This window comes from Paenibacillus cisolokensis (assembly GCF_018403665.1).
Taxonomy (GTDB): Bacteria; Bacillota; Bacilli; order Paenibacillales; family Paenibacillaceae; genus Paenibacillus_AH; species Paenibacillus_AH cisolokensis.
The window spans coordinates 1-26,801 of sequence record NZ_BOVJ01000066.1 but is presented as its reverse complement, the minus strand read 5'-3'; the positions used below and the strand labels follow the sequence as shown (position 1 = coordinate 26,801).

At 56.4% G+C, this 26,801-nt stretch carries 32 protein-coding genes and 2 pseudogenes; 6 read left to right on the top strand and 28 right to left on the bottom strand.

Translation table 11 applies throughout. The features are described 5' to 3' along the window. Nucleotides 1-211 (top strand): hypothetical protein (locus PACILC2_RS09720; protein WP_213528686.1); only part of this gene is annotated, 211 nt, incomplete at its 5' end. A gap of 395 nt (nt 212-606) precedes the next feature. On the opposite strand, the gene PACILC2_RS09715 is transcribed toward PACILC2_RS09720, so the two are convergent. From PACILC2_RS09715 to PACILC2_RS09705, 3 genes are all read right to left on the bottom strand, one after another. Further along, complete coding sequence (locus PACILC2_RS09715; protein ID WP_213528685.1) at nt 607-846, bottom strand: hypothetical protein; 240 nt, start codon at nt 844-846, stop codon at nt 607-609. A gap of 177 nt (nt 847-1,023) precedes the next feature. Beyond that, a complete protein-coding gene (locus PACILC2_RS09710; RefSeq protein ID WP_213528684.1) occupies nt 1,024-1,215 on the bottom strand; it encodes an H-type small acid-soluble spore protein in 192 nt (63 codons plus the stop codon). Continuing rightward, the gene (locus tag PACILC2_RS09705) at nt 1,215-1,421 is read right to left on the bottom strand and encodes a hypothetical protein (RefSeq protein WP_062495436.1); all 207 of its coding nucleotides are present in this window, start codon (nt 1,419-1,421) and stop codon (nt 1,215-1,217) included. The genes PACILC2_RS09710 and PACILC2_RS09705 overlap by 1 nt, the downstream gene beginning before the upstream one ends. A gap of 200 nt (nt 1,422-1,621) precedes the next feature. Between PACILC2_RS09705 and ku the strand changes: the two are divergent. Continuing rightward, nucleotides 1,622-2,601, top strand: a pseudogene (ku, locus tag PACILC2_RS09700) (non-homologous end joining protein Ku). A 32-nt stretch (nt 2,602-2,633) separates the two neighbouring features. Here the strand turns inward: ku and PACILC2_RS09695 are convergent. Next, nucleotides 2,634-3,919, bottom strand: a pseudogene (locus PACILC2_RS09695) (hemolysin family protein). 162 nt (nt 3,920-4,081) lie between these two features. Here PACILC2_RS09695 and PACILC2_RS09690 point away from each other — a divergent pair. The 3 genes from PACILC2_RS09690 (at nt 4,082) to PACILC2_RS09680 (ending at nt 6,580) form a co-directional block, all read left to right on the top strand. Beyond that, complete coding sequence (locus PACILC2_RS09690) at nt 4,082-5,071, top strand: ATP-dependent DNA ligase (protein ID WP_213528683.1); 990 nt, start codon at nt 4,082-4,084, stop codon at nt 5,069-5,071. A 43-nt stretch (nt 5,072-5,114) separates the two neighbouring features. Further along, nucleotides 5,115-5,972: a non-homologous end-joining DNA ligase gene (gene ligD / locus PACILC2_RS09685; RefSeq protein WP_213528689.1), complete on the top strand. Its 858-nt coding sequence runs from the start codon at nt 5,115-5,117 to the stop codon at nt 5,970-5,972. 152 nt (nt 5,973-6,124) lie between these two features. Then, nucleotides 6,125-6,580 (top strand): bactofilin family protein, encoded by a 456-nt coding sequence (locus tag PACILC2_RS09680; protein ID WP_062495444.1) that lies wholly within the window; start codon nt 6,125-6,127, stop codon nt 6,578-6,580. 19 nt (nt 6,581-6,599) lie between these two features. On the opposite strand, the gene PACILC2_RS09675 is transcribed toward PACILC2_RS09680, so the two are convergent. The 11 genes from PACILC2_RS09675 to PACILC2_RS09630 form a co-directional block, all read right to left on the bottom strand. Beyond that, nucleotides 6,600-7,154, bottom strand: a complete 555-nt coding sequence (locus tag PACILC2_RS09675) for an ABC transporter permease (protein WP_244863393.1) — start codon at nt 7,152-7,154, stop codon at nt 6,600-6,602. Next, nucleotides 7,112-7,381, bottom strand: coding sequence for a hypothetical protein (locus PACILC2_RS26690; RefSeq protein WP_244863392.1), 270 nt, complete (start codon nt 7,379-7,381; stop codon nt 7,112-7,114). The genes PACILC2_RS09675 and PACILC2_RS26690 overlap by 43 nt, the downstream gene beginning before the upstream one ends. Then, nucleotides 7,374-8,309, bottom strand: a complete 936-nt coding sequence (locus tag PACILC2_RS09670) for an ABC transporter ATP-binding protein (RefSeq protein WP_213528682.1) — start codon at nt 8,307-8,309, stop codon at nt 7,374-7,376. Before PACILC2_RS09670 ends, PACILC2_RS26690 begins: the two co-directional genes overlap by 8 nt. A gap of 288 nt (nt 8,310-8,597) precedes the next feature. Further along, a complete protein-coding gene (gene yicI, locus PACILC2_RS09665; protein ID WP_244863391.1) occupies nt 8,598-10,919 on the bottom strand; it encodes an alpha-xylosidase in 2,322 nt (773 codons plus the stop codon). 31 nt (nt 10,920-10,950) lie between these two features. Further along, entirely contained in the window at nt 10,951-11,922 is a 972-nt protein-coding gene (locus tag PACILC2_RS09660) for a 2-hydroxyacid dehydrogenase (RefSeq protein WP_213528681.1), read from the bottom strand. A gap of 32 nt (nt 11,923-11,954) precedes the next feature. After that, nucleotides 11,955-12,788, bottom strand: a complete 834-nt coding sequence (locus PACILC2_RS09655; RefSeq protein ID WP_213528680.1) for a carbohydrate ABC transporter permease — start codon at nt 12,786-12,788, stop codon at nt 11,955-11,957. Further along, complete coding sequence (locus PACILC2_RS09650) at nt 12,785-13,717, bottom strand: carbohydrate ABC transporter permease (RefSeq protein WP_244863390.1); 933 nt, start codon at nt 13,715-13,717, stop codon at nt 12,785-12,787. Before PACILC2_RS09650 ends, PACILC2_RS09655 begins: the two co-directional genes overlap by 4 nt. Before the next feature lie 88 nt (nt 13,718-13,805). Next, nucleotides 13,806-14,924 carry an ABC transporter substrate-binding protein gene (locus PACILC2_RS09645; protein ID WP_213528679.1) on the bottom strand — a complete coding sequence of 373 codons (1,119 nt, stop codon included), beginning with the start codon at nt 14,922-14,924 and terminating at the stop codon, nt 13,806-13,808. Further along, nucleotides 14,873-15,067 carry a hypothetical protein gene (locus PACILC2_RS09640; RefSeq protein ID WP_213528678.1) on the bottom strand — a complete coding sequence of 65 codons (195 nt, stop codon included), beginning with the start codon at nt 15,065-15,067 and terminating at the stop codon, nt 14,873-14,875. Before PACILC2_RS09640 ends, PACILC2_RS09645 begins: the two co-directional genes overlap by 52 nt. Before the next feature lie 164 nt (nt 15,068-15,231). Beyond that, entirely contained in the window at nt 15,232-16,266 is a 1,035-nt protein-coding gene (locus PACILC2_RS09635; protein WP_213528677.1) for a LacI family DNA-binding transcriptional regulator, read from the bottom strand. Nucleotides 16,267-16,610: 344 nt separating this feature from the next. Then, nucleotides 16,611-16,826: a hypothetical protein gene (locus tag PACILC2_RS09630; RefSeq protein ID WP_213528676.1), complete on the bottom strand. Its 216-nt coding sequence runs from the start codon at nt 16,824-16,826 to the stop codon at nt 16,611-16,613. A 350-nt stretch (nt 16,827-17,176) separates the two neighbouring features. Between PACILC2_RS09630 and cysC the strand changes: the two genes are divergently transcribed. Beyond that, nucleotides 17,177-17,824, top strand: a complete 648-nt coding sequence (cysC, locus tag PACILC2_RS09625; protein WP_062495457.1) for an adenylyl-sulfate kinase — start codon at nt 17,177-17,179, stop codon at nt 17,822-17,824. Nucleotides 17,825-18,049: 225 nt separating this feature from the next. Here the strand turns inward: cysC and PACILC2_RS28580 are convergent, their stop codons facing one another. The 13 genes from PACILC2_RS28580 to PACILC2_RS09570 all read right to left on the bottom strand — a co-directional run bounded on the left by PACILC2_RS28580 (nt 18,050) and on the right by PACILC2_RS09570 (nt 26,760). Further along, nucleotides 18,050-18,730, bottom strand: coding sequence for an ABC transporter ATP-binding protein (locus tag PACILC2_RS28580; RefSeq protein WP_307860489.1), 681 nt, complete (start codon nt 18,728-18,730; stop codon nt 18,050-18,052). Between the two features lie 137 nt (nt 18,731-18,867). Continuing rightward, the gene (locus PACILC2_RS28575; protein ID WP_307860488.1) at nt 18,868-19,845 is read right to left on the bottom strand and encodes an ABC transporter transmembrane domain-containing protein; all 978 of its coding nucleotides are present in this window, start codon (nt 19,843-19,845) and stop codon (nt 18,868-18,870) included. A gap of 2 nt (nt 19,846-19,847) precedes the next feature. Then, on the bottom strand, nt 19,848-20,456 hold the full coding sequence (locus PACILC2_RS29305) for a nucleotidyltransferase family protein (RefSeq protein ID WP_213528675.1): 609 nt from the start codon (nt 20,454-20,456) through the stop codon (nt 19,848-19,850). Next, entirely contained in the window at nt 20,339-21,034 is a 696-nt protein-coding gene (locus PACILC2_RS29300; protein WP_213528674.1) for a nucleotidyltransferase family protein, read from the bottom strand. Before PACILC2_RS29300 ends, PACILC2_RS29305 begins: the two co-directional genes overlap by 118 nt. A gap of 14 nt (nt 21,035-21,048) precedes the next feature. Further along, nucleotides 21,049-21,510 carry a lasso peptide biosynthesis B2 protein gene (locus tag PACILC2_RS09605; protein ID WP_062495463.1) on the bottom strand — a complete coding sequence of 154 codons (462 nt, stop codon included), beginning with the start codon at nt 21,508-21,510 and terminating at the stop codon, nt 21,049-21,051. A gap of 15 nt (nt 21,511-21,525) precedes the next feature. Then, complete coding sequence (locus PACILC2_RS09600) at nt 21,526-21,834, bottom strand: lasso peptide biosynthesis PqqD family chaperone (protein WP_213528673.1); 309 nt, start codon at nt 21,832-21,834, stop codon at nt 21,526-21,528. After that, the gene (locus tag PACILC2_RS09595) at nt 21,831-22,784 is read right to left on the bottom strand and encodes an aldolase (protein WP_213528672.1); all 954 of its coding nucleotides are present in this window, start codon (nt 22,782-22,784) and stop codon (nt 21,831-21,833) included. Before PACILC2_RS09595 ends, PACILC2_RS09600 begins: the two co-directional genes overlap by 4 nt. A gap of 93 nt (nt 22,785-22,877) precedes the next feature. Then, nucleotides 22,878-23,006, bottom strand: coding sequence for a paeninodin family lasso peptide (locus PACILC2_RS09590; RefSeq protein WP_145977282.1), 129 nt, complete (start codon nt 23,004-23,006; stop codon nt 22,878-22,880). An 85-nt stretch (nt 23,007-23,091) separates the two neighbouring features. After that, on the bottom strand, nt 23,092-24,255 hold the full coding sequence (locus tag PACILC2_RS26680) for an asparagine synthase-related protein (protein ID WP_244863389.1): 1,164 nt from the start codon (nt 24,253-24,255) through the stop codon (nt 23,092-23,094). Further along, nucleotides 24,174-24,971, bottom strand: coding sequence for a hypothetical protein (locus tag PACILC2_RS26675; RefSeq protein WP_244863388.1), 798 nt, complete (start codon nt 24,969-24,971; stop codon nt 24,174-24,176). The genes PACILC2_RS26680 and PACILC2_RS26675 overlap by 82 nt, the downstream gene beginning before the upstream one ends. After that, complete coding sequence (locus PACILC2_RS09580) at nt 24,968-25,309, bottom strand: hypothetical protein (RefSeq protein WP_213528671.1); 342 nt, start codon at nt 25,307-25,309, stop codon at nt 24,968-24,970. The genes PACILC2_RS26675 and PACILC2_RS09580 overlap by 4 nt, the downstream gene beginning before the upstream one ends. Further along, nucleotides 25,282-26,211 (bottom strand): sulfotransferase family protein, encoded by a 930-nt coding sequence (locus PACILC2_RS09575; RefSeq protein ID WP_213528669.1) that lies wholly within the window; start codon nt 26,209-26,211, stop codon nt 25,282-25,284. Before PACILC2_RS09575 ends, PACILC2_RS09580 begins: the two co-directional genes overlap by 28 nt. A 93-nt stretch (nt 26,212-26,304) precedes the next feature. Beyond that, a complete protein-coding gene (locus PACILC2_RS09570) occupies nt 26,305-26,760 on the bottom strand; it encodes a hypothetical protein (RefSeq protein ID WP_244863387.1) in 456 nt (151 codons plus the stop codon). Between the last annotated feature and the right edge of the window lie 41 nt (nt 26,761-26,801).

Sequence of the window (26,801 nt, the reverse complement as noted above, 5' to 3'; positions counted from 1 at the left end):
AGCGATTGTCAGATTCGTTAAAATGCTGCTCCCCTTTTCTTCTCCCCTTCGACACTGCCCCCTTACGCTGCCCGCTTCATCGCCTGCTCCGCTCTGTCGCCGCCACTATTCCTGCCGCTGCTGCTTCCCGACAGTAACAAAGAAGGGTGCTGCAAAAGAGGTCGTCGCTATTGACGGCAACCATGCCGGGAAAGTCGTGCTTTTCGAGTAACTTGTTGGCATTGGCTCTCTCGCTTTCTTCCGATCGATCTGCTTTTACTACTGTACCTTAGCCGCTGCTAATCTGGCTAATCTATCGTCGCAGTCCCGCCCTTCACCACTACTCGTTCCTTGTCGCTGCCACGCCTTCACTGCTGCTGCTTTTCACTGCTATCCCCTTCGGCGCTACTATACTTTACTGCTGTACCCTAGCCACCGCTACTCCTTCACCGCTGTTCCGCCCTTGTCGCTTGCGCGACGTCCGCTTTATGCGGTATGCTGTTCCGTAAGCCCCGCTCTGGCGCAAACGTTTTCGCCGCCGGCGGAGAGGCATCGCTTCACCAATCGTCTCACCGATCGCTTCATCAGTCGCTTCATCAGTCGTTTCACCAATCGTCTCACCGTTCGCTACATCAGTCGTTCACCAGTCGCTTCACCAATCGTCTCACCGATCGCTTCATTAGTCGCTTCACCAGTCGTTTCACCAATCGTCTCACTGATCGCTACATCAATCGTCTCACCGATCGCTTCAATCGCATCGCCAACCGTTTCGATATGCTTGAAAGAAAAAAGTCCGGAGCGAAACGAAAGATTATTTTCGAAAGCCGAAAGGAGTGCCGTTATGGGCAAAAAACGAACGAAATCCAAAGCACCTTCGCAGCTGCCCCACCGCAACGTGTGGACCCGGAAGCCGCAAACCCAGATCGTACGCAACCGAAAAGCCGAACAGCGCCGATCGTGGTGCCGCAAAGGTACCGACGACGGCGCTGTTCTTTTGTTCGGGGTTGTGCCGCGATCCGAATCGACCGCGCTGCCGCTTTTAGCTTAAGCCTTAGGCTTTCCTTCTTCCAGCCGATCGACCGATACGGTATGGGTATTCAAAGGATTGTTGCCAATCTGAACCGTCGCCATTCCGTTCGCCACATCCACATGCTCGATCCATACCGGCTCGCCTTCCAAATGGACGGCTATCGTCTCTTCCGATTCGAAAATTTGTTTGGCCCGCTGCGCATTCATCAGCCTTTATCCTCCTCGTCCGTTTGCGAATCCGGCTCGACCATCGTATCGGTCGTCGTCTCGTCGATCAAACCATTGTGAATCGTTACCACGCCTCCGCCCAATCCTTCATTGACCATCCGGTCGATATCCATAAAATAATCGTCGCGGCCCTCCGCAGTTTTATCCGCCGACGGAGACTCGGGACTTTTGCTGTCTTTGCTCATAAACAATTCCCTCCTTACAACGAAAATATGCCCGCTTCGATTGGATTCCATGCATTGTGGGAACGCTTGTAAGAAAGCTTCTGTCGAAGCGGCAACAGCAGAAAACGGTCGCAGCGAGCGGCGAAACACCCGAAACACTCGAAACACTCGAAACACTCGATACACCCGAAACACCCCGATTCTAAGGAGGGAGACGAAGGATGCATACGGTATGGAAAGGCGCCATCAGCTTCGGTCTTGTGCATGTTCCGGTCAAAATGTTTTCGGCTACGGAGGATAAAGATATTTCGCTCCGCATGATCCATAAAGTTTGCGGAGGGCCGATCGCTTACGTGAGGCATTGTCCGAATTGCGAAACCGAGGTGGCATGGGACGATATCGTCAAAGGGTACGAGTACGAAAAAGGACATTATGTGCTGTTCGAAAAGGAAGAACTGGAGCAGATCGCCGGCGAACGGTCCAAAACGATTCAAATTCTCGATTTCGTCGATCTGGATGAGATCGACCCGATTTATTTCCAAAAGACGTATTACTTGTCCCCCGATCAGGCAGGCGGCAACGCCTATAATTTGCTGATGCGGGCGATGTCCGAAACCGGCCGGATCGGCATTGCGAAAGTATCGATCCGCTCCAAAAGCAGCATGGCGGCCATACGCGTCATCGACAATTGCCTGGCAATGGAAACGATTTTCTACCCTGACGAAATTCGTCCCGTCAGCCAGGTGCCGGGCTTGCCCGAAGAGGTCAAGGTCAACGACAAGGAGCTGACGATGGCGAAACTGCTGATCGAACAGCTTTCCACTCCGTTCGAGCCCGAAAATATACCGACGATTACCGCGAGCGGCTGTTCGACCTGATCAGCCGGAAAATCGCCGGAGAGGAGGTCCGCATCGCACCTCAGCAGGAACCCGCGAATGTGATCGATCTGATGGCCGCGCTGCAGGCCAGTCTCGAATCGATTCGCGTCTCCCCGGAAGGCGGCGCGCTCGACACCGGCGCGGCGGCCAAAAGCGGCAAAACCGCCGGAGCGGGAACAGGCGCAAAAGCAGATGCGGCCAAAAGCGCAGCCAAAGGCAAGCCGGCAGCCAAAGCCGGCAACGACGAAACGGACGACAACGAGGCCGGCCGGGGCAAAACGGGGGCTGCGCGGACCAAAAAAGCGAAGGAGACGGTATCCTGACCGTCTCCTTCTTGCTGCACGCCTTCCGGCATTCATTCCTCTTTCGACTCGTTCACAATAATTTCGACTTTTTTGATCCGGTGAAGTCCCATTTCGCGAATAATAAACGTCAGTCCGCCATATTCCAGCTTGTCTCCGGCGGCCATGTCCGGATTCATGTTATACAGCCAGCCGCCGATCGTATCGACATCGTCATGCTCCAGCGAGCTGTCCAGCACATCGTTCACCTGCCAGAGCAGCGCTTTGCCGTCGACCAGATACCGGTTCTCGCCGGTCTTCTCGATTTCCTTCTTCTCGTCGGCGTCGAATTCGTCGCGGATATCGCCTACGATCTCTTCCAAAATGTCTTCGATCGTAATCATTCCCGCCGTTCCGCCATATTCGTCCAACAGTATGGCGATATGAACCCGTTCCTGCTGCATCCGCTTGAGCAGCGTCTTGACCGGCATCACTTCGGGCACGGACATGGCCGGCCGCATGATGGATTTCAAATCGAAGCCTTCTTTGTCGTAATTGAGAAACAGCTGCTTCGTATTGATCGTGCCGACGATGTTGTCCTTGTTTTCCAGAGCGACCGGAAATCTCGTGTATTGCTCTTTTTTAATAATTCGTATGTTCTCCTCCAGCGGCTTGTCCGCGTACAGGCACACCATATCGGTTCTCGGCACCATAATTTCGCGGGCGAGCAAGTCGTCGAAGTTGAAAATGCGGCTTACATAGCCGTATTCGGTATTGTTGATTTTGCCGCTCTGAAAGCTTTCGTTCAAAATAATGCGAATTTCCTCTTCGCTGTGGGCTTCCTCCTGCTCGCTTGCCGGACTGAGGCCGAACCATCGCACAAACATGTTGGCCGAGCCGTTCAGCAGCCAGATTAACGGATAGGCGATCCGATAGAACCAGATGATCGGACGGGCGACGAAGAAGCTGACCTTCTCCGCCTTTTGAATGGCCAGCGTTTTCGGCGCCAGTTCTCCCAGTACGACGTGAAGATACGTAATGATGAAAAAGGCAATCAGGAAAGAAGCCACATGCCCCAAATCGGCCTGTATGCCGAACCGGTCCATAAGCGGATACAGCATCTTCTCCACCGCCGGTTCGCCGAGCCAGCCGAGTCCGAGCGATGTGATCGTGATGCCAAGCTGGCACGCCGATAAATATCCGTCCAAATTGCTGGTCACCTTCCGTACCGCCAGCGCGTTTTGCGTCCTTCCAGTACAAGCTGGTCGACCCGGCTGGGACGAACCCGGATAATGGCAAACTCCGTCGCGACGAAAAAGGCGGAAAAGAAAAGGAGCACGACAACAATCAGCAAGCTCATGACGGCCTCCCTCCGTTCGTCATTTTAACTATTCCCGGTTTAGAATACCCTTTTTCGTTCATTATCCTCATCTTTCCGCAACCGAAAGTTGCCGGATCGAATGTTTTGGCCGGGAATGACCGACACTGGTAAACAACGACACGAATGAGGGGAGGGCGGCCCATGAGCAACGAATCCCATCTATGGAAGCCGGTTGTCCCGTTCGAGCCGGTTGCGACGGACAGTTATCCGAACGGCGGGGAATGGATCGCGCAAGTAAAATGGGACGGCGTCCGGGTGCTGGTCTACGCCGACCGGGGACAGGTCCGCCTGTTCAACCGGCGGCTGAACGAACGGACGATGCAATACCCGGAGCTGGCGCAGACATCCGATTACTGCCGGTCCGATACGTTCGTTCTGGACGGCGAAATGATCGCGCTCGAGGGCGGCAAGCCTTCGTTCCACCAGGTGATGCGGCGGGACGGCGTACGGAAGGCAGTCAGCGCGGCGGCCGCCCGCCGGGAGGTGCCAGTCGTCTATATGGTGTTCGATGTGCTGTATGCCGACGGGGAGTGGGTAACGGCGCGCCCGCTGCGCGAGCGCCAGGCGCTGCTGGAGCGGCTCGTCAAACCGGGGCCGCACGTGCAGGCGGTCCGCAGCGAGACGTCGCTGCGCGGACTGTACGAGGCGGTCGACAAACTCGAATTGGAAGGCGTCGTGTTCAAGGACTTGAACAGCACATACGAAATCGGGGGCAAAGACAAGAGGTGGCGCAAGAAGAAGCGATTCCGCGATCTTGTCGCCGTCGTCGGCGGCGTCACGTACCGGGACAACCTGGTCAACGCGCTGTTGCTTGGTCTGTACGATGCGGAAGGGCGTCTCTGGTACATCGGCCATGCCGGAGCCGGCGCCTTCACGCAGAACGATTGGCGGCATATGACCCGGGAAGCTGCCAGACTCCGGACGGCGGACCGGCCGTTTGCCAACATGCCCGTTCGAAGCCGCGACGCCGTCTGGCTGCGGCCGCTGCTGACCGTCAAAACAAATTATATGAGCTGGACGCCGGATATGGCGCTGCGCCAGCCGGTGCTGCAAAGCTTGACCGATCTGCCGCCGGAAGCGTGCACGTTTCAGTCCCAGGCGCCCGATCTGATCCGGAAGGAGGAACCGTAAACCGGTGCGCAAGACAGGCTCGATCACCGTCGAAGGCCATGAAATGACCGTGTCCAATCCCGACAAGCTGCTATGGCCGGAAGCGGGACTGACCAAACTGGCCTATTTGGAGAAGCTCGTTTCGCTTTCTCCCTACCTGCTCCGCTACACGCGCGGACGCTATTTGACGACAATCCGCTTTCCGAACGGGATCCACGGCAAATCGTTTTACCAGAAAAACGCGCCGCAGCCGAAGCCTCCGTTCGTCCGCACCGCGCAGGAAGGCGACATATCGTACGTCGAGCTGGATTCGCTGCCTACGCTGCTGTGGCTCGGCAATCTGGCCTGCCTCGAATTCCATGCGTCATTCGACCGGATCGGAGAACCGGTATACCCGACGGAATGGGTGCTGGACCTCGACCCTTCGCGCGAGGAAGAGCCCCGCATTATGGAAGCGGCGGCTTTGACCGGCGAATTGCTGGCTTCGCTCGGCATCGCTTCCGTGCCGAAGACGTCGGGCGCCACAGGGGTACAGATTATCGTGCCGCTGGCGTCGCGGCTCTCCTTCGACGATCTGCGCCAGTTCGGCCAATTCGTCGGACAATATCTGGCTACCAAGCATCCGTCGCTCTTCACCATCGAACGGCTGAAAAAAAATCGCGGCACCTTGATCTATGTCGATTATTTGCAGCATTATCCCGGCAAGACGATCGCCGCGCCTTATACGCCGCGCGCCCGGGTCGGCGCAACCGTCTCGATGCCGCTCACGTGGGAGGAGGTGCGAAGCGGCGTATCACCGGCCGATTTCCATCTGCTGAACGTCGAGCGCCGGCTGCGCGAGAAAGGCGACCCGTTGTCCGGCGCCGCCGGACAGGATTTGCGCCCGGTGCTCTCCTTTCTGAAACAGGGCACAAAACGATAAGTTCCGGATGGCCTGGCCGATTATTGCGGACATGGCGCAGCTATATCTTTTTGCATGTTTCGGAAGAAAAGCGAATAGTAATCGATAGGAGTACAGGCGAGGTTTGCCTTACGCTTTTCGGTATACCCAATTCGCAAAGGGAGGGAACCCGAATGTTCAAAAGCGACAAAAAGCTGGCCGGGAACGATACGATGATCGGCCATGGCACGCTGGCGGAAGGAAGCATCATAAGCGAGTCGGATGTGAGGATCGAAGGCGAATACCGCGGAGATATCGAATGCAAGGGAGATATCGTGCTCGGCGAATGCGGCATCGCCAGATCGAATCTGAAAGGCCGGGATATTGTCATCTCCGGCCAGGTATTCGGCGACGTCACGGCGTCCGGAAGGCTGACGATTACCGCTTCCGGCCAGGTGTACGGCAGCGTGAATGCGCAGTCGCTCCTTATTCAGGAAGGCGGTGTCTTTAACGGCAGCTGCCAGATGGAACGCCGGCCGGAGACCGCCCGCGCCCGTACGCTGACAGGCGGCGATGCGGCAGCGGCGGCGTCCAAGGAAGCGCCGGCGGAGAAAACCGACAAGGCGCAGCGCAAAGTTCAGGCCGGATAAGGTCCGAAGCCTCCGCCGGTCAGGCGGACACGTCCCGGCGATTGAAAATCCACCATGACAGCGCGATGAACGCAACATAATACGCGGCCAGGATGCCGAGCGAGAAGCCGAGCGTCATATCCTGAATCATGCCGCCTCCGTCCAAATATTGCGTCAGGTTGAGATGGACAAACAAAATATAATCGGCCCAATCGTATTCCAGCATCGCCAGCAACCCCGCCACGCTGCTGCCGATAAACAGCAGAAACATGGAAAGGCCGATCGCCAGGCTGCTGCTGCGGAATACGGTGGAGATCATGAACGACAGCGTCACAACGACAACCAGACTTACGAATTCCAGCACGTAATACCGGATCATATACGTTAGCGGAGGCAGCCCGTCCTGGCCGAGCAATGTCGAGTCGTCATAGCCAAATGCCGCCAGATTGACGGCGAATGTGGCGGCGAACAGCAGGACTGTTGCGAACAGCGCGAACAGCAGCACCGAAATATATTTGGAAAGCAAAATTTTGGATCGCGTCCACGGACGGATCAGCAGCAGCTTGATCGTTCCGGCAGTAAATTCGCCGGCCACGCTTTCGCCCGAAATGACAACGGCAAAATGGTTGCGAGCGTAAGCAAAATTTGCGTTTCCATCTTCATCATAAACCACATCGTCGGCGGCTCGTCCGCGGTCAAAAAGGTAGCCATTCCCGTAATGGATACGGTCAGGAGCAGGAGAATGCCCATCATGATCCATGTCCGCGCTCTCCGGTAAATTTTCATATTTTCATTGGATACAAGCCGCAAAAAATCAAGCAAGCTTCTCCCCTCCCGTCATTTCGAGGAATTGGTCTTCCAGCGACTTGCTCTGCGCCCTTATGCCGTAAACTTTAATGCCCGCAGCTACCAATTTGGCATTCATCTCCGCAACCGTTTCCCGATCGGCTTCGAAAGCGACGAACGCTCCCTCCTGAACCGGCGAGCGGCCGGCTTCCGTTAACAGCGCCGCGGCATCGGCGGGGCGGTCGACGTCGAACAGCACTTTCGACAGCACCTCTCGGCTTCCGATTTCGTCCTCCCGCTGAACGGGGCGCACATCGATCAGCTTGCCGTTCTGGATAATGGCAACCCGATCGCACATCAGCTCCATTTCCGACAACAGATGGCTGGAGACGAAGACGGTAATGCCTTCTTCCTTCGCCAGCTTTCGCAAATAATCGCGCAGCTCGCGAATCCCCGCCGGATCGAGACCGTTCGTCGGCTCATCGAGAATAAGCAGCGAAGGCTTGTGCATAATCGCCTGGGCGACGCCCAGGCGCTGCCTCATGCCGAGCGAGTAAGTTTTCACTTTGTCATGAATCCGGGCCCCGAGCCCGACGAGCTCGACGACTTCGTCGATCCGTTCTTTCGTAATGCCCGGGATCATGCGGGCAAAGTGCAGCAAATTTCGATAACCGGATAAATATTTGTACATTTCGGGATTTTCCACAATGGCGCCGACATGCCGCATAGCCTTCTCGAAAGATGTGCGCACGCTGTGTCCTTCGATCAAAATTTCGCCTTCCGACATGCGCATCAGCCCGACCATCATCCGGATAGTCGTCGTTTTGCCCGAGCCGTTCGGACCGAGAAATCCGAACACTTCTCCCCGCGGCAAATCCAGCGTCAAACGGTCGATAATCGTTCGGCTCCCGATGCGTTTCGTTACATTTTTCAGCTGCACGACAATCCCATCATTGGTTGCCAACACGACAGCCCTCCCCTTCTGCCTTACAGTTCTACCGACAATTAAACATCATTATACCTGACGAACGGGAGGCTCCGATAGTTTCTTGCCTAAAATTTTAAAAACCCGGCCAGGCGCTCACCGACATGCTCCTTTCCGGCGGACGGTTGAAAATATAACACCGTTTACGGTAAGAAAAATAAAAAGCCCGCCAGTATTGGCAGGCTATTGCGTATGTCAAATCCGGAAGGCCGGCTTGCACGCGCGCAGCGAAAAGCGCCTTGTTCGTTCAGCCCCGTTCAAACGTCTTCAAGCCAGCTCGATCCTCATCTTCCCTGCGCCCGTTTCCGGCAAAATTCGAACGCCCGCTGGACCGGCAAAGGACGCGCCGCCTTCGACCGACTTCACTGCGGAAATGCCGCGCAGCACCAGCTCCCAAGGCTTGCCGGCGCCTTGCGCCGCAACGGTCAGCTCGTTGCCCGAACGCTCGACGCGCACCGCCAGTTCCAGCACACCCTGCGTGCTATACACGTCGGCCACCGCCGTCCGGCCGTCTGCCAGCTCGAAAAGGTGCAGCGCCGCGCCGTCCGCATAATCGTAATCCGGCCGCAGCTCGTCGGCGCCGACGGCAATCAGGCTGCCCGGCCGAACCATGAGCGGGAGGCTGAAGTAGCCGTGCCGCTCTTTGATCCAGCGGCCGCCTTCGGTCACCTCGCCCGTAAACCAGTTTGTCCAGCGGCCTTCCGGCAAATAATACTGTGCCAGGCCTTCGCTGTTGAATATCGGCGCAACCAGCAAGGAATCGCCAAGCATGTATTGACGGTCCAGCGTATCGCAGGAAGGATCGTCGGTAAACTCCAGCACCATCGCGCGCATGACCGGCACGCCCGTCTTCGTCGCTTCGACCGACTTGCTGAACAGGTACGGCATCAGCGTCGCTTTCAGCCTCGTGAAGAATCGAAGCACGTCGCACGATTCCTCGTCGAACAGCCACGGCACCCGGTAGGATTGGTTTCCATGCAGCCGGCTATGGGACGACAGCAGGCCGAAGGCGACCCATCGCTTGTACAGGTCCGGCGTAGCCGTATTTTCAAAGCCTCCGATATCGTGGCTCCAGAAGCCGAAACCGGACAGGCCGAGCGACAGTCCCCCGCGCAGCGTCTCGGCCATTGAGCTGTACGTTGCCGAGCAGTCCCCGCCCCAATGGACCGGGAATTGCTGTCCGCCCGCCGTCGCCGAACGCGCAAACACCATCGCTTCGTTTTTGCCGCGGACCTCCTCCAGCACTTCAAACACCGCTTTGTTGTACAGATACGTATAGTAATTGTGCATTTTGACCGGGTCCGATTCGTCGTAGTAGACGACATCCGTTGGAATCCGTTCGCCGAAATCCGTTTTGAAGCAGTCGACGCCCATGTCCAGCAATGCTTTCAATTTATCTTGAAACCAGCGGACTGCAGCCGGATTCGTAAAATCGACGAGCCCCATGCCGCCCTGCCACCGGTCCCATTGCCAAACGTCGCCTTCCATCGTTTTCACCAGATAGCCGTTTGCTTTCCCTTCTGCGAACAAAGAAGACTGCTGGGCGATGTACGGGTTGATCCAGACGCAGATGTGCAGCCCTTTGCTCTTGAGCCGTTTCAACATTCCTTCCGGATCGGGAAACACCTCGTCGTCCCAGCGGAAGTCGCACCAATGGAATTCTTTCATCCAGAAACAGTCAAAATGGAACACGTGCAACGGAATATCCCGTTCCATCATACCGTCGATGAAGCTCGTGACCGTCTGCTCGTCATAGCTGGTCGTAAACGACGTGGTTAACCACAGTCCGTAGGACCAGGCAGGCGGCAGCGCCGGCTTTCCCGTCAGTTTGGTATAGTTGTCCAGAACCTCTTTCAGGCTGGCTCCGCCGATAACGTAGTATTTCAACCGTTCGCCCGACACGCTGAACTGCACCTTGGAGACGACTTCGGACGCCACTTCGTAAGATACCCGTTCCGGATGATCGACAAAAATGCCGTAGCCGTAATTGGACAAGTAGAACGGCACGTTTTGTATGCCTGCTCGCTGCACGTGCCTCCGTCTTCGTTCCACAAATCGACGACTTGACCGTTTTGACAAACGGCGTAAATCGCTCGCCGAGCCCGTAGATGTACTCGCCGATGCCCAGATCGAGCTGCTCGCGCATATACGTGGTTCGATCGGGCATTTCGATATGCCCCGGGCTCTTGTAGCCGCTGCCGGTAAGCCTCTTCTCTCCATAGTAAAATGCGAGCTCCAGCCTTCATTTTTGTGCACTTTGACGCTGAGATTGCCGCTGGTCAGGCTGGCGATTTCGTCGCCGTTTTCGATCTGAACACGCGAGCCGGGAATTACATGCTTCTCGAATTCCGGTCCTTTGATCCGCTTTCCGTCGTGATGAACCAGTTCCACTCCGATGACATCGGGCATGGGCGAAGTATAATGGACGGTCAGGATCGCCGTATTCAGCGTATCTCCGCGCGTAACGATTTTTTTGCAGGAAGCCAGCACCGTCAATCTGTCCTCCGTAGCCCGCACGCCGCGCACTTCCATCGGATAATTCAGCTTTAGCCCTGGTCTGACATGCCAATATCCGTCGGTAAATTTCATTCGGTTCCCTCCACCTGTCTCTGTATTTTTGTTAAGCGCGCAATTCCGGTACGATATCGATCGGCGTCAGCCCGGTCAAGGCGCGCACAAGATTTCTCGCCGCCGCAAACGCCATATTCAAGCGCGTTTCCGCAGTCGCCGATCCGATATGCGGCAACGCGACCATATGGTCCATCCGCGTAAACGGATGATCGGGCGGAAGCGGCTCCCGCTCGAACACATCCAGTCCCGCTCCGGCGATCCGGCGCGTTTCCAGCGCGCGGATCAATGCCGCTTCATCGACGGTTTCCCCGCGCGAAATATTGATGAAGATTGCGCTTCGCTTCATCAACGCCAACTGCTTTTCGCCGATGAGCCGGCGCGTCTGCGGCGTAAGCGGCGTCAGCAGCAGCACAAAATCCGAGGTTGAGAGCAGTTCGTCGAGCGGCATGTAGCCGATGCCAAGCCGCTCTTCCGCTTCCGGCTTGCGTCGGCGGTTGTAATAGACGACATCCATATCGAAGCCTTTGGCCGCCCGGCGGGCGACCGCTTCTCCAATCCGCCCCATGCCGATAATGCCGAGCCGCTTGTGATGCACATCCAGTCCGTACAGTTCCGCATCCATGCCTTGCCGCCATCGGCCTTCTTTCACCATCCGGTCCAACTCCGCCACTCGCCGGGCCGTCGCCAAAATCAGGGTCATCCCCAAATCCGCCACGGTATCGTCCGGCACGTATGGCGTATGGGTTGCTACGATGCGCCGCGCCGCGAGCGCCGACAAATCGAGATTGTTGTAGCCCGCCGACAAATTGCTGACGACCCGGAGCTTATATCCCGCTTTCAGCACCTTTTCCCCGACGGGCGTGCCCGTCAGCAGCACCCCTTCGGCATCGCCGATTTCGGCGGCCAACTCTTCTTCGGTAATCGAACCGGGGCCTTGCCAATACCGGCATTCGCAGTTCGCTTCCAAATAGGCCGCTACCGGTTCCGGCAGCGCTCTGGCGATATAAATCCGGGGCTTCATCCGTTTTTCTTCCTCTCATCGCTAGATTTGCGTCAATCCTTCATCGCGCCGGCGGTGATGCCTCCGACCAGATGCTTTTGCATCAAAATAAAAATAAGGATAATCGGCAAAGCGGCGAGCGTGGCGACCGCCATCAGATTGTTCCATTCCGTGCCGTACTGCCCGATAAAGCGGTACAAGCCCAGCGTCAGCGGGCGAATCGCGTCGCTCGATGTCAGCGTCAACGCGAAGATAAAATCGCCCCATCCGAACAGGAAGCAGAACGCCGCCACCGTCATGATGCCGGGTTTTACGAGCGGCAAAATAATTTGCGTAAAGGCCTTGAACTTGTTGCATCCGTCGATCATCGCCGCTTCTTCCAGCCCTTTCGGCAGCGCTAGGAAGAACGGCCGGAGCGTGATGACGGCAAACGGCAACGCGTGGATCAAATCCGCCAAAATCAAGCCGGCGTACCGGTCGGACAGATGCACCTTGGAAAACATAATATACAGCGGCATCGCCATCATAATGCCCGGAAGCATTTGAATCGACAGAATGGAAATCATCATCAGCCCTTTGCCTTTGATCGGCAGACGGGCGAGCGCATAGGCAGCCGGAATCGACAGCAGCAGCGACAAAACCATCGTGCCGACGGCAATGACGACGCTGTTGCCGATGTACTTCAGCATGTCCTGGTTGCGGACAAAGTTGTTGATGTACGAATCGAGCGTAGCGCCGGCCGGGAGCAGATGAGGCGGATTGTGGTACAATTCCGTCACCGGCGTCAGCGACGTCTTGATCATCCAGTAAACCGGAAACAGGAACACGATCATGATGGCAATGCCGATCAAGGTTAAAAGCGCGGTCCGCCACGGAGCTTTCGTCATGCGTGAACCTCCTCCTTGCCGGACATTCTCAGGTATGCGATCGAAATCAAGGTCAAAATGATGAACATAATCATCGACACCGATGCGCCCTGGCTGAATTCGTACGTCGAAAACGACAGCTGATAAGCGTAAATGGGAAGCACTGTCGAAGACGTGACCGGTCCGCCGGCGGTCATGACGAAAATCAGGTCGAACACTTTGAACGTATTGATAATGCCCAGAATCAGCAGCACCAGAATTGTCGGCTTCATCAGCGGAAGCGTAATATTGCGGAACTGCACCAGACGGTTGGCGCCGTCCAGCTTGGCCGCTTCGTACAGATGTTCCGGCAAGCCTTGCAAACCCGACAACAAAATAATCATATTAAACGGAATCCCGATCCAGATGTTGGCGACAATCGTGCCCAGCAGCGCCGTACGTCCTTCGCTAAGCCAATTAATCGGCTTGTCGATCAGTCCCAATGACTGCATAAAGTAGTTGATAATGCCGTAGTCGCCGGACATCATCCATTGGAACACCGTACCGCTGATCACCACCGGAAGCATCCAGGCGAGCAGCATGAGCGAACGGAACAGGTTGCGTCCCGGAAATTTCCGATTAAAGAACAGCGCGAGCGCAAACCCGATCGTAAATTGAAAAATGAGACTCAGCACCGTAAACACGGCCGAATTTTTCAGCGAAATATAAAATACCGGATCTTCCAGCGATTTGTAGTAATTGGACAAGCCGATAAAGTCATGCTTGCCGTTCAAATTGTAGACGCTTACGTTTTGAAAGCTTAGCATCAAATTGTAAACCAGCGGAAAACCGATGAACACAACGATGAACAGCAAAGCCGGCAATACAAACAGATAGTTGTTCCAGGACGAAGCGTGTTTCGACCGGCGGCTCATCGGACTTCCCCCACGCGCGCCCGATTGATGCGGCATGGATTCTCCACCTCCAAGTCGAGGGATGGGGACGCCTTAAACGAGCTGACCCGCCCCCCATCCCTCTTTCGTTCTCTCACATGTTGCTTTATTTGCCCAAAATGGCGTCGATTTTGGCCCCGGCTTCTTTGACCGCATCCTCCGGCGATTTGGCTCCGGTAATGACTTCCTGGATCATAATCTGGATCGCTTCGGAAATTTTCGGATAGTTCGGGCCGTACGCTCTTGCCTTGGCGACTTTCATCGCGTCGGCGAACACCTTCAAATCGGGATCTTCTTGCCAGAACGGATCCTGCAGCAAGTCCGCCCGGGCCGGCAGGCGGCCTGCAGTCTGGTCAAACGCTTTCAAACGTTCCGGTTCATTGGCGAATTTGATGATGTCGAACGCAATGTCCTTATGCTTGGATGCCGCAGTAATCGCCCAGTTTTCTCCGCCCAGAATCGTGCCTCCCTGCTTGTTCTTCGGCAGTTCGACGACGCCCCAGTTGACCTTGCCTTCCTTGCGGAGCAACGGGATTTGCCACGTGCCGTTAATCATCATCGCCACTTTGCCCGTCGAGAACTGAACGACCGTATCCGACTGCTTCTGGTTAATGACTTCTTTGGACATATAGCCGTTGTCCGCCATATACTTCAACAGGTTGGCCGCCTCAATTGTGCCTTCGCTGTTAAAGTTGTCGATGTCCGAACCCGATTGGTACATCAGCGGCAGGAACTGGAACGTGCCTTCCTCGGTTTTTACCGCGGTCATGGCAAAGCCGTATACGCCGTCGCCCGTCAACTGCTTGGCCGCTTCTTTCAGTTCCTCCCAGGTTGTCGGAGGCTTCAGGCCTTTCGCCTCGAGCATGTCCTTGTTGTAGTACAGCGCCAAGTTGTTGCTGCCGATCGGCACGCCGTAGTTGCGGCCTTCATACATGGTCGAGGACCACGGTCCGTCGAAATACTGGTCCGCTTGTCCCCATTCCTTGATTTCTTCCGTCAGATCGGCCAGAATGCCGGCGGCCGCAAACGCCTGGTGGTCCGGATTGTCGAGCCACACGATGTCCGGCATTTGATTGCCGACGGAACCCAGCAGCAGTTTGTTCTTGATATCCGCAAAGGAGATATAAGTCCGTTCGATCTTGACGTTCGGGTGTGCCGCTTCGTAATCGTCGATTAATTTTGCAGCGCCCCTTGCGTCGCCTCGCTCGTCATGGAATCCCACCACTGGATGACCACTTTCTCCCCTTCGCCTCCCGCATTCGACGAAGCGTCGGCACCGGCGTTGGAATCCGCATTCGACCCGCACGCCGACAACAGCAGCAGCAACGCCGACATAACGATCATGATAGCCCTTACACGTTTGAACATGTTCATTCCCCCTGGTTTACGTTATGGGTTGGTATATGTTTGACCGCCCCTTTTCCGATGATGCAAAAGAGGCAGTTATACCACTAACATCATTATTTACATCAAAAATAGATGTACGTACATCATTTTGGAGCGAAAAACGGCGCTATTACATCCGCCGCCGATTAAATGTAATAACGTGCGTTTTCCTTTGTCACCAGTTCAAGCTTGGTGATGTTTTCCTTGATCGCGAGCTTGTCGCCGGAAGCAAGATAGTTGAACATCGATTTGACGGTCAAATACCCTTGGTTTACGGGATCCTGGCAAATCGTCGCCGTGACGACGCCTTTCTGCAAAAATCGGTACGTCTCCTCCGTCATATCGTGGCCGATGAGCACCGGAGGCTTGGCGAGCCCGAGATTTTCCAAGTACTCCGCCACAATGTCCAGCCTTGCGCTGGATACGTAAATGCCGTCCACTTCCCGGAAATAGTCGGCGAACGCCTCGGGAGACAGATAATCCTCCTGGCTTAACTTGAGCGGACCGACCATCTCGATCTGATCATATTCGGTCACCACTTCTCGGAAACCTGTAATTTTCTGCTGCATTTGAAAGTTGGTATACGACATAATCACGCCGACTTTCGAACCGTCGCGGACAAATTTGCAAAGCGCATCCGCGGCCAGTCGCCCGGCGATCCGGTAATCGCAGCCCACGTAAAACAACCGCTTGCTGAGCGGCGAATCACTGTTGAACGTACAGACGGCCGTGCCCCGATCGACCGCGCGGTCGATCAAATCCGCCATCTCCTGCGGATCGTTCGGCGACAGCGCAATCGCGTCGTACTCGCCGGAATCGACGAGCTGCTGCACGATTTGCTTCTGTGAATCCAGATCGTATTTGTCCGAACGGAAAATGCGGACCTGAAGACCGTAATCGCGGAATTCATCAACGGCAATCTGAATGCCCTTCTCCACCTGCTTCCAGAAATATGCCGGATGTTCCGGAAACACTACGGCAAGCGAATACACGTTCATCCGGGACAAAAAACTGGCAGACCGGTTCGGCCTGTAGTTCAACTCATTGATTTTGGCCATCACTTTCTCGTACGTTTGGCGTTTCACGTTCCCCCTGTTGTTCAGCACGCGATCCAGCGTAGCCGCGGAAACGCCGATTTGCTTGGCCAATTCTTTAATTGTCAGTCTCTTCCCCTGATCCATACGACATCCTCTGCCTAATTATAATTTTCGGCTGCGATGATCACATCTTAACAAAGGAAACAAAATCTCGTCAATATTTTCATGACGTATTTATTTTATTTTTGATTTACGAACATCATTTTGCGTATTATGTATGATCTTCGCAAGTTCTTTCCTTATGAAGAACCGGACACATCCGCAAAAGAAAACATCGGTGGCTGCAATCTCGCCGGCCGGAAAAGACCTGACTGTAAGATGCCGTTACAATAGACCATGCCTTATGAGTTCGGCGGCACAGAAAAGGCACCAACCATAAGGTTCGTGCCACAACTTATGTATTTCACATCGATTTCTGCCGTACGCTGTTACAGCGGGAAAACGACGGTTTCCGCATGCACGTCGACGGTATAAAGGCGCTCTTGTTCGTCCATTTTCGGCAAGACGGCCGCCGCATTGTGCGAATACGTCGGCATGCCACGCCGGATCTCGCGGTCAGGGCCGGACAGCGGGGCAGGGTCGGATGAACACGATTCGCAGCAGCCAAGCGGATGAACGACACGGAAAAAACCGGTGCGAAACAACCATTTCGCCTCTTCTATCTGTACCGGCTTATTGCAGCCTACGCAATAAAAAAAATTTGTCATCTGCAAAAAAACCCCTCTCCGTTCAATTTCAATATACTATATGTATCAAATCTCCAAAATATATGTTACATTATGTATCTTTATGTTTATAATTTATGCTATCGATTTATCGTTGTCAAGTGTGAATATGTCGGGAGAACCAGTTTTTTGTCGATCATGTCGTTCATTGCGTTTACAAACCGATAGGCATAATGACCCAAAAATAATGAAAATAGCCCCTATCCTTTTCTTGACTTGTTACATTTTGTATCTTACAGTGGAGATAACAAGCGCAAGGAGGAGAAAGGATGAATGTTTTCCATAATAAGGAAGCTAAATCCGGGGGCTCTCTCACCAAAAGCGACAACATTACATGGCATGCCTCCGTCCTGACCCGTCAGGAACGATACAGGCGGAACGGGCATAAAAGCTGCGCACTATGGATGACCGGGTTGCCGGCATCGGGCAAATCGACGCTGGCCTTCGAGCTGGAGAAGGAGCTCTGCAAGATGAAAGTCGCCGCTTACGTATTGGACGGCGACAATATCCGGCACGGTTTAAACCGCGATCTCGGATTTTCCGATAAGGATCGGGCAGAAAACATACGGCGAGTCGGGGAAGTATCCAAACTGTTCGTCGACGCGGGGTTGATCGTGCTTGCGGCTTTCATCTCTCCGAGCGAGGAGGATCGGAAGGCGGTGAGGCGCTTGTTCGCTTCAGGCGATTTCATTGAAATCTATGTCAAGTGTTCACTTTCGGAATGCGAGCGAAGAGATCCGAAAGGGCTTTACCGGAAGGCAAAAGCAGGGGAAATCGCGATGTTTACGGGCATATCCGCCCCCTACGATATTCCGAAAGAACCGGATCTTACCGTCGATACGGAACGTTTGACGGTCGAAGAATCGGTCGCGCTCATCATTCGGTATTTAACGGACAGGCATTATTTTGCCATATGAGAAACGGTTTTTGATGGGGAAACGGCGCAAATGGGGAAACGGCGCAAATGAGGAAACAGCGCAAATGGGGTGGCGGCGTTGAAAGGACGTTTTTTGCTTGCGGGCAAGAAACCGTCCTTTCAAAGCCGCGTCAAAATCGAAGCCGTCGAACGGATTAGACGCCATGAAGGGACAGCGTTCGTTCGACACGGCGATACGGCGGCAAAACGGGGCATCGGGCGTTGCCTATTCGGCAAGCAAATGCTGGTTCGCCATCCAGCGGCTGAACGTTCCGGCCGTCTCCCGGGCAAGCTGGCGCAGCTCTCCTTGCTGGACGACCTCTCCCCGCTCCAGCACGACGACCCGGTCGGCATGGCGAATGGTGGAGAACCGGTGGGCGATGACGATGATGGTCATGCTCCCTTTGAGCCGCTCCAACGTTTCGGCAATGAGCGCTTCATTCTCGGCGTCCAATGCGCTCGTCGCCTCGTCCAGCACCAGGACGGACGGTTTCCGCATTAGCGCGCGCGCCAAGACGATCCGCTGGCGCTCCCCGCCGGAAAGCCGGATGCCCCGGTCCCCGATCACAGTGTCCAGACCATCGGGAAGCTTGCGGACGAAATCGTCCGCCGCCGCCTGGCGCAGCGCTTCCCACAGCCGCTCTTCGCTCTCGCCGGGAGCAACGAGCAGCAAATTTTCGCGTATCGTGGCATGAAACAAATACGGGTCTTGCGCCACATAGCTAACCGACCGTCTAAGTGCCGCGGCCCGCGCGCCGGTATACGATTCGCCGTCCGCCTCAATGCGCCCGCTGTCCGGCTCGATCAGCCCCATCAGCAGATCGATCAGCGTGCTTTTGCCCGCTCCCGATTTGCCGACGATCGCGGTCATCCGGTTCGCCGGAATGAACAGATTGACGTTTCGCAACGCATAATCCCCTTCGCTGCCGTACCGGTAGCTGACGTCCCGGCATTCGACGCCTTGCCGGATCGCTATCGTCGCCTCTCCTTCTCCGCGGTCGGGGAGCGCCTCCCGCGCCTCCTCGCATCGTCTCTTCAGCTCGATCAGCCCGTTGAAGGCGGGAATCGCCGAAACGAGCTGCTCCGCGCTCGTCTGTATGGCGGAAAACGCGGCCAGAGCCGGGCGAAGATGAACACGATCAGGATCAGATGTCCCGGCTGCACATGCAGCCAGGCGAAAGCAACGTATACGAACAGGCCGACAAGAAGCGCGGACGCGATTTTGTACATGAACTGCGTCGCGGACTGCAGCTTCGTAAACCGGACGATGTTGTCCTCCATGCGCCGGCACAGCGCCCGAAACCGGTTCAGATGAGCCGTCTCCAGGCCGTTGCTCTTCAAATCCTTGATGCCTCCGAAATGCTCGGCGATACCGGCGAAATAGGCTTGCGACAGCTCCGTCGTATCTTGTCCGATCGAACGGGCGCTGCGGACGAACTTGCGGGAGAAAAACGCAAGCAGGGCGCCGCAGGCCAGGACGAGCAGCGTAAGTTCGGGCGAGAGCCAAAACGCAAAACCGAGCTGAATGGCGGTGAACAGCAGCGACGCCGACAATTGCAGCGTCAGATACGATCCCTGGCTCGCGCGCGCCAGCTCGGACGTCAGCGCATGATTGAAATCCGATCTCCGGCTGCGCAAGTAGAAGCTCCAGTTCGCCCTGATCAGCGCTTCGTACAGCTCGACGCGCAGCGAACGGACAAAGCCTTGCTGGATGCGGATTTGCAGCACGGCGTGGGCGCGCTGCAGCAGCGCCTGGACGGCCATGACGCCGATATAGGCGGCCAGGACGGCCGGCAGCGCATACGGCTCGGGCAGTGCGCGCAATTGCCCGACCAGGTTCGACAGCACCGGGATGTCCCGGACCTCGAAATCGAGTATGCCGATCAAGCCGAGCATCGGCACGAGCAAATAGATGCCGACGCCTTCGAACAGGCTGATCGCGATCATGCCGGCATAGCCGAGGTACAGCCTCCACCCGGCGAACGCCCGCAGCTTCCCGACGAACAACAATATATTGCGCATCGTTAGTTTCCAGCCCCCGCTTCTTGCCTCATTTGCCGCCAAAACCATATAAACGGCCGGAGCGGAAAATAAAGAAAACGTAGCGGTTTGGGCAGCGGCAAAGCGGCGGCGTCCCAGGAACTCGGATAAAGTTTGCCCAGCACGTATTTGCCTTTTTGCACGAACGTTTTGGTCGAAAACAGGTATCGCTTAAATCGCCTTGCCTGACGAGGCGGCAGCCGGACGGCCCATTCCTCCTTCGTGCGGATAAAAACGAGCGCCTTTTCCGCCAATACGCGCGCGTGTCTGCTCGCGGAGAGGCGGTGCGACTCCGGATTGAGCGGCGTCCCGAGCAACCGCTCCAGCAGGATGACCGCTTGACCCGCGGCGGCGAGGCAGCGGTACTTGCGCAAATGCCGGATCGTCTCATCGGTCGGCGGGTGGCGGCGCAGCATCAGATCGAGATCCTGGAGCCAGCGAAGACGGAACCAGCCGTGCTTCATCCCGTGCAGCGTCAAATGCATGAACAGATCGTGAGCGCCCAAATAATAGATCGGCTGCCGGAACATGCCGCTTTTCCGTTTTCGCCGCCACAGCTCATCGAAGGTCGGTTCCTTGTCGGAAGCGGGCATGAACCGCCAATGCAGTTCCACCAACACTTTTTTACCGGATGACGAAACGACAGATGATGCAGCTTCCATTTCCAATCGTTCAGTATCCGGTGTACGGAATCGTTCGCTTCATACCCCATCCTTGCCAATTGTTCCGCCGCCCGCTCGACCGCATCGACCGGGACCAATAGATCAAGATCCCGCGAAGTCCGCAGCGACAGATCGCCGTAAAGCGTTTCCGCCAAAATCGGCCCCTTCAGCATTAAGCAAGGCACTCCGGCGCGATCCAAATTGGCGCCGACTCTTTCCATTTCCCCAGCCAATTGCAGCATGCCAAACGCATTGGCTCTATAGTCGGCATGGAGCTCTTTGCGGATATCGGCCGGAATCAATTCCGGGAACGGCTGCAGTCTGGTATGGACCCAGGGAACGACGCGGTGATGGCGGACCAGTTCCAAAAATTGATTCCAGTCGATAGAGGAGAGCTTCCCGCGGATACGATCCCGGTCCGGAGCTTCACGATCGATGCGGAGAACGAACAACAAGGCCTGCAATTCGTCCGAAAGCGGCTCCCGATGAAGCTTCTGTATGCCGATCATGATTCACGTCCCCTTCAATTCCGTTCATCTATCGTCTTGCCGAAAATGGCTACGGTCGTAAATGCCGGCATTTCTTCGCCGCCCGTCACGATGATCGGTCCGCTGCGCAGCCAGGCATGGGCGATCAGCCGGGCCTCGCCGTCCCGTGCCGTCCCGAAATATAACGTGCTGGCGATTTTCCTTCTTTCCAGCATCTTCATGCCCGCCATCGCCCGCACGAGACATTGGCTTTCCCATAACGTATAGCGGCTCATCAGCCGGATGACTTGAGCGACCTGCTTCAATTCCGCCAATTGGCCGGGCTCGACGGAGAGCGGCGTTTCTTTCATATGCACGCCGAGCCGGGGCGCAACGGTCGAAAACGGCCTGCTTTTCAGCACGCGCGCCCATGCCAAATAATAATACGCTTCGGCCAGCATCCATTTTTGCCGCAGCGGCATTCGGACGAACCGGATGACTTTGCTTCGCATGCCCATCTTTCTCCCCGCCCGTTACGACCGGCCATGCTCGTCCGTCTCCATGATGATCAACGATTCGTCGGCAAGACTTTGCAAGAAGGACATCACCTGGTATTCGCATAGCGACCGATCCACTTCATATTCCTCTACGAGCCGATCAATCAAGTCGCCGATTGAAATCGGGACGGCGATCAATTCCCAGATTCGCCCTCCGACCCGGCCCAGATTGTAATATTTTCCGGATTCGAGATTCATCATCACTTTTTCCCCGTCCATATCGCTGACGATATTGTCCGCGGTTTGGACGACACGACGGTTGGCAAGCTGCCGCTCCGTGATCATTCCTCTTCTCCCCTTTCCCCTTTGCGAGCCGTATCGATTATCCGCCGCGCCAGTTCGGCCGCCGTAAATCCGGATGCCGGCCTGAACAAGCGCCGAACGGCCGAAGAGCCCGCCACCCCGGAAGCGACGGTGAAATGCCACTGCGCCAGATCCATCCGGTGAACGAGCGTATGGCGGTATGTATGAAGCAGCACCACTTTCAGATGATCCAAGCTGCGGACAGGCTGCACCCGGATATTCGCATCGTCTTGCGACGGAACGAGCTCCCATATGCCGGCCAGCGGCACGGATTGTTCGCAGAAGCTGGCCGCGACCGGTACGGCAAACTTGGACACTTCCCGGTATACCGGGCGGTATCGGGACGGTTCCATCCCGAACTGGTCCAGACTTTGCCGCCACAGCTTTTGCTGCGGGTAAGCCGGATGCACATAAGGCCGCCCTTGCGGCGATATGGCGACCGGAATGACGTCGTCGGTCAGCAGCCGGCAGCCTTCGCGAATGAGAGCGGCGGCGAGCGTCGACTTGCCGGCTCCGGAATTGCCTACAACGGCATGCGCTTGCCCGTCGATGACGACGGCGCTCCCATGCAGCGGCAGAATGCCCCGCTGCAGCAGCAAAACGCCCATGCAAGTGCCGAGCAAATAAACGCGCACCTTCTCCATATCCGCGCCGGGTACCGGCGAAACCGCGATATGCCTGCCGCCGCGGATCCGGTAGACGGCCGTCTCGGGAATGTAAAACCAGAATTCGTCCGCTCGTCGGATGAAATTTTCGTTCCGCAAGTCGGGAGCGTCGTGCCGTTCGAGCTCGCCGGAAGCCATGAACCGGATTTCCACGTCGCAGCCTTCAGCCGATCCGGCGTCCAGCCTGTACAATTCCGGCATCGGTATACGGGTTGCGATCCGCAGTCCGAATGCCTGGTACACCGTTGTAGGAGTCGCGGCTATCATATTCGCCCACCTTCGTTCATCTTTTGTCGCAACGGGCCGTGCACGAAAAACCCCTATACAGCTCACACACTGTATAAGGGCGTTTCGTCTTCGTTAACTCGGGTCGTAAATATCCTTATCGTTGATGGTTACCGAATCGACTTCCGTTACGCCTTTGCCGTACATCGTTTCTTTGACGTCGAGCGTCTCGAGAACAGGAGCTTGCCATTCTTGCTTCGCCATTGCCATCACCTCCTTTCCGATTTCGGCCGCATGCTTCAGAACCGGGAGACAAATCTGTGGATAATGAGCGCCCGCATCAGCGCTTTCAATTCAGGATCGCCCGCAAATTTCGGTCCGGACCCGCCGCATACCGTTCGCCCAACGCGCGCAAATGATCGTGGTGCAAATACGGCGCGGAAGCTTCGCTGCGGCACATCTGCGCTATTTCGTTCAGGAACGCCGGCCAATGCGGCGCCATGCGATGAACCCAGTCCGTTCCTTGAATGCCCCTGACGCGATAATTCAACCGGACGCCGTCAGGCAAATACCCTTTCGTCGCCCGCCGGATCAGCGCCCTGTCCATCCCCTGCCGCACATATTGCTCGAACGGCAGCGACAGGCAGAACCGGATAACCCGCGGGTCGAAGGTCGGATCCCGCTCCTGCACGCCGTAGCGCAGCGACAGCTTCGTCATGACCGCGCCGCTCTTGTTGGCCGCCGCCGCGCTGTGCAGCCGCTCGCGACGCAGCTCGACCGGATCGGTAATGCGCGTTCCTCTTACCCCCATACCGTGACGGGCCAGCCGCCCGAATGCGTCATATTTGCGGGCAAATTCGGGGCGCAGGATCATGTTCGGCATATCGGGTTCCGCCGGCCCTGCCGCAAAGCCGAGCATCGACAGCGCCTGCCGGCCGACCAGCGCGATGAGCCGGGATCTCCTGACGCCCTTATACATACCGTGCCGGCGAATTTCCCGATACAGCCGCACCAGCCTAAGGCGCCGCAGCAGCAAGGCGTAATATTCGAGCGCCGGCCCCCATGATATCGTAAAGTTGCCTCTCGCTCCCGAAAGCAGCACGCCGGCGCCGTCCCGACGCGCTTGGTCGTAAATGCCTTTCACCCAAAACGAATTTTCAAAAAACTTGTAAGGCGTCTCCAAAATGTCCAGCCAATCGTCTATGACCGAGTACGGACTTAGGCCGGCGAAATCCAGATACCGCTCGCGAATATTGCCGACGAATTCGGCCGTCATCCGGATATAGGGCGTTTCGTCGGCGACTCTGCGGGAAGACGACCAGTCGCGGAAAGTAGGATCGGGAACGGAACTGTACGTATAGAGCTGCTCGTTGCGGCGACGAAGCTCAGGCGCGGCAAAGCTGACGACGGAACCGGAATCCAGCCCCCCGCTCAGCATCGAGCCGACTTTCCGGCACGTTCGCGTCCGGCAGACGACTGCTTCCCGGAATACGTCCCGGAACGCTTCTTCCACTTCGTCGTCCGACCGGAAGCGGAGCCGCTCGGTCGGATCGATCGTTCCGCAGCGGTCGATCTCCGTTTTCCGCCGCGAACCGTTATCCGATGGGCCGGCGGAAGCAGGCTGATATCCGCATAGGCGGTCTGGTCCGGATCGAACGATTCGTTCATCTCCGGATTCGCCATAAAGTCGGCGAGCCACTGTTCGTTCAGCTTCTTCGGCACGCCGGGCAGGGACAGCAGCGGCGCAATGACGGTGCAAAATGCGATTCGGTTCCCGCTCCGGTGATAGTACAGCGTTCGATTGCCGGTCAAATCCCGGGCGCCGAACAGCATCCGTTCTCTTTCATCCCAAATGAGAAACGCATAGTCGCCCAGCAAATAGCGCGGCGCGTCCGTTCCCCACTTGTCGTAAGCGATCAGAATGAGATCGCTGTCGCTCAACTGTTGACGCTGCGGCAACGGCACCCCGAGCCTGTCGAACAATTCGTTCCGGTTGTCGATGACGGCATCCGCGGCAATCGTACGACCGATGCCGCCGGATCGCGGATGGCGGTCCGTCACGGACTCCGGGGTCAGCCATTGCGCATGGCAGCCGAGAAATGCGCAGCCGCCTTGCCATGTCCGCACATCGTCCGCCGGGTAAACGCTCAAGGCCCGCATCAGCCGGCCGCCTTCTTCGGGCCGCAGCGGCTCCCCGGTCAACATGACGATTCCGGCGATGGCGCTCATTTGCTCTTGCCTCCGGTCAAGATGTACGCGGAAACGAGCTGCGACAACCGGTTGCCGAACGGGACAGCCGCCTTGATCCGGTTCACCTTGCTTCTTAACGCATCCAGTTGCGCTTGCAATCGTTTGCGTTCGGCATAATGCGCGGCCTGCCGGTGCTCCAGCGAACTGACCGTCATGCGCAGCCGCTCCAATTCCGCATCCCGGGACAGCGCCGGCTTGCCTTCGCCGTCGGCGAAATGCCGACTTTCATCGCCGGCAACGGCGGCATGAAGTCGGTACTCCGGCTGCCATCTGTACCCCGCCGCATCCGTCAGCTGACGGGTCCGCAGCGCCAGCAACTCCGCATCCGGTTCCGCCTCGAACCGCGTACCGGCAATGGCTTCCGCCTCCGCCAGTTCTTCGGAATATCCGAGTTCATGAAAATACGGGAACCGATCGCCCGGCAGTACAGTTCCATTTCCCGTTTGTCCAGAACCGTCTTCCAGCTGTCGACAGACCGCCGGTGCGGCGCCGTGTCGCGGGCCACATTCGGGTCCCCGACGCCCATGCTAAAATAGAGCGCCGCTTTGGCCGTATCGCGGTAATTGCCGTAAACTTCGATACCCGTTTCATAGGGGAGTCCGATAAATTCGCAAAGCTTTCTCGTTTCCTCCGCCGGATTGTCGACCAGCCGTTCGTATACGAGCGTGTGCGCGCAGTCGTGGGGAGCCCGAAAATAGTGCCGGTAACGGAACAGCCCTGCCGTCAAGTCCGCGCCCTGGATGTCGAATTCCGATCCGGCCAGTATGGCGGACAGATCGAACCGCCCCTTCTCCTTCAGACGAATCTGCTTGTACGAGGCCAGAACGGCGAGCGGGTTGCGCACAAGCCAGATCCTCTTGGACCGGGGGAAAAGCAGATCGAGAAATTCCAAAATGCAGTAGTACCGCGGCGACTTGTCGACGACAACGTCCGCCTCGCTTCCCCGCAGCAATCCGTTGTACACATCGAGCGCGAAATGCCGGCAAGCGTCCTCGAACGTGCGGTCCTGCACGATGCCGTTGTAAAATTGGCGCAAGATGGATGCCCCTCCGTAAGGGCGCTTCGGGGCCGTGCGCAAATCGTACAAGCTGAGCAGAAACCACATTTCCTGGGTGGCGAAAATGCGGGAATGGTTCTGCAGGATGGCGGTTGCAAGCGAGCTCCCGCTCCGGGGCAGGCTGAGTAAAAATACGAGATTTTGCCCATTCGGACCGACCATGACAAGCCTCCATAAGTCCCAGGATAAAGTTACATTATGTATCAATTATACCATAAAAAGATTCATTTTGTATCAATCAAAATAAAAATATTTTTACTTATAAAATGGCTGGTAGGCCCAAAGTATCGTCCATTGTTCGGCTTCTTTCGCCACATAACATACCTGTCTGATCTCGAATTGTCCGAAGTAGCTGTTGTCGTAACGAAGCGTTACCGGGATCCGGTACACATTTTCCAGTTGGGGCTGTTCTTCGCTCATTCGCCACGTCGGCAGAAGCTCTTCCCGGCCGATCTCGTATTCGAACGTATTTGCGCCGAAATCCTGCATGAATACATGAGCCCGCCGCTGAATGTAGCTGTCCTTGGAAAACCGCTCCTTCATCTGCGAATGAAAAAGCTCCCAGGAGCTGCCGAAATCGCCCAAACTTTCATGTGCCCAAAAGTTCCGCACCGCCTCGTACGGTTCCGAATGTTCCGCACCGCCGGAACGCGAGGACCATACGTTCCATATCCAGAACGCCCCGATCGCCAAGAGGACCCAGACAAGCATTCGGTATGAAGATCTTCTGCGACGCCGATACATACTTCGCC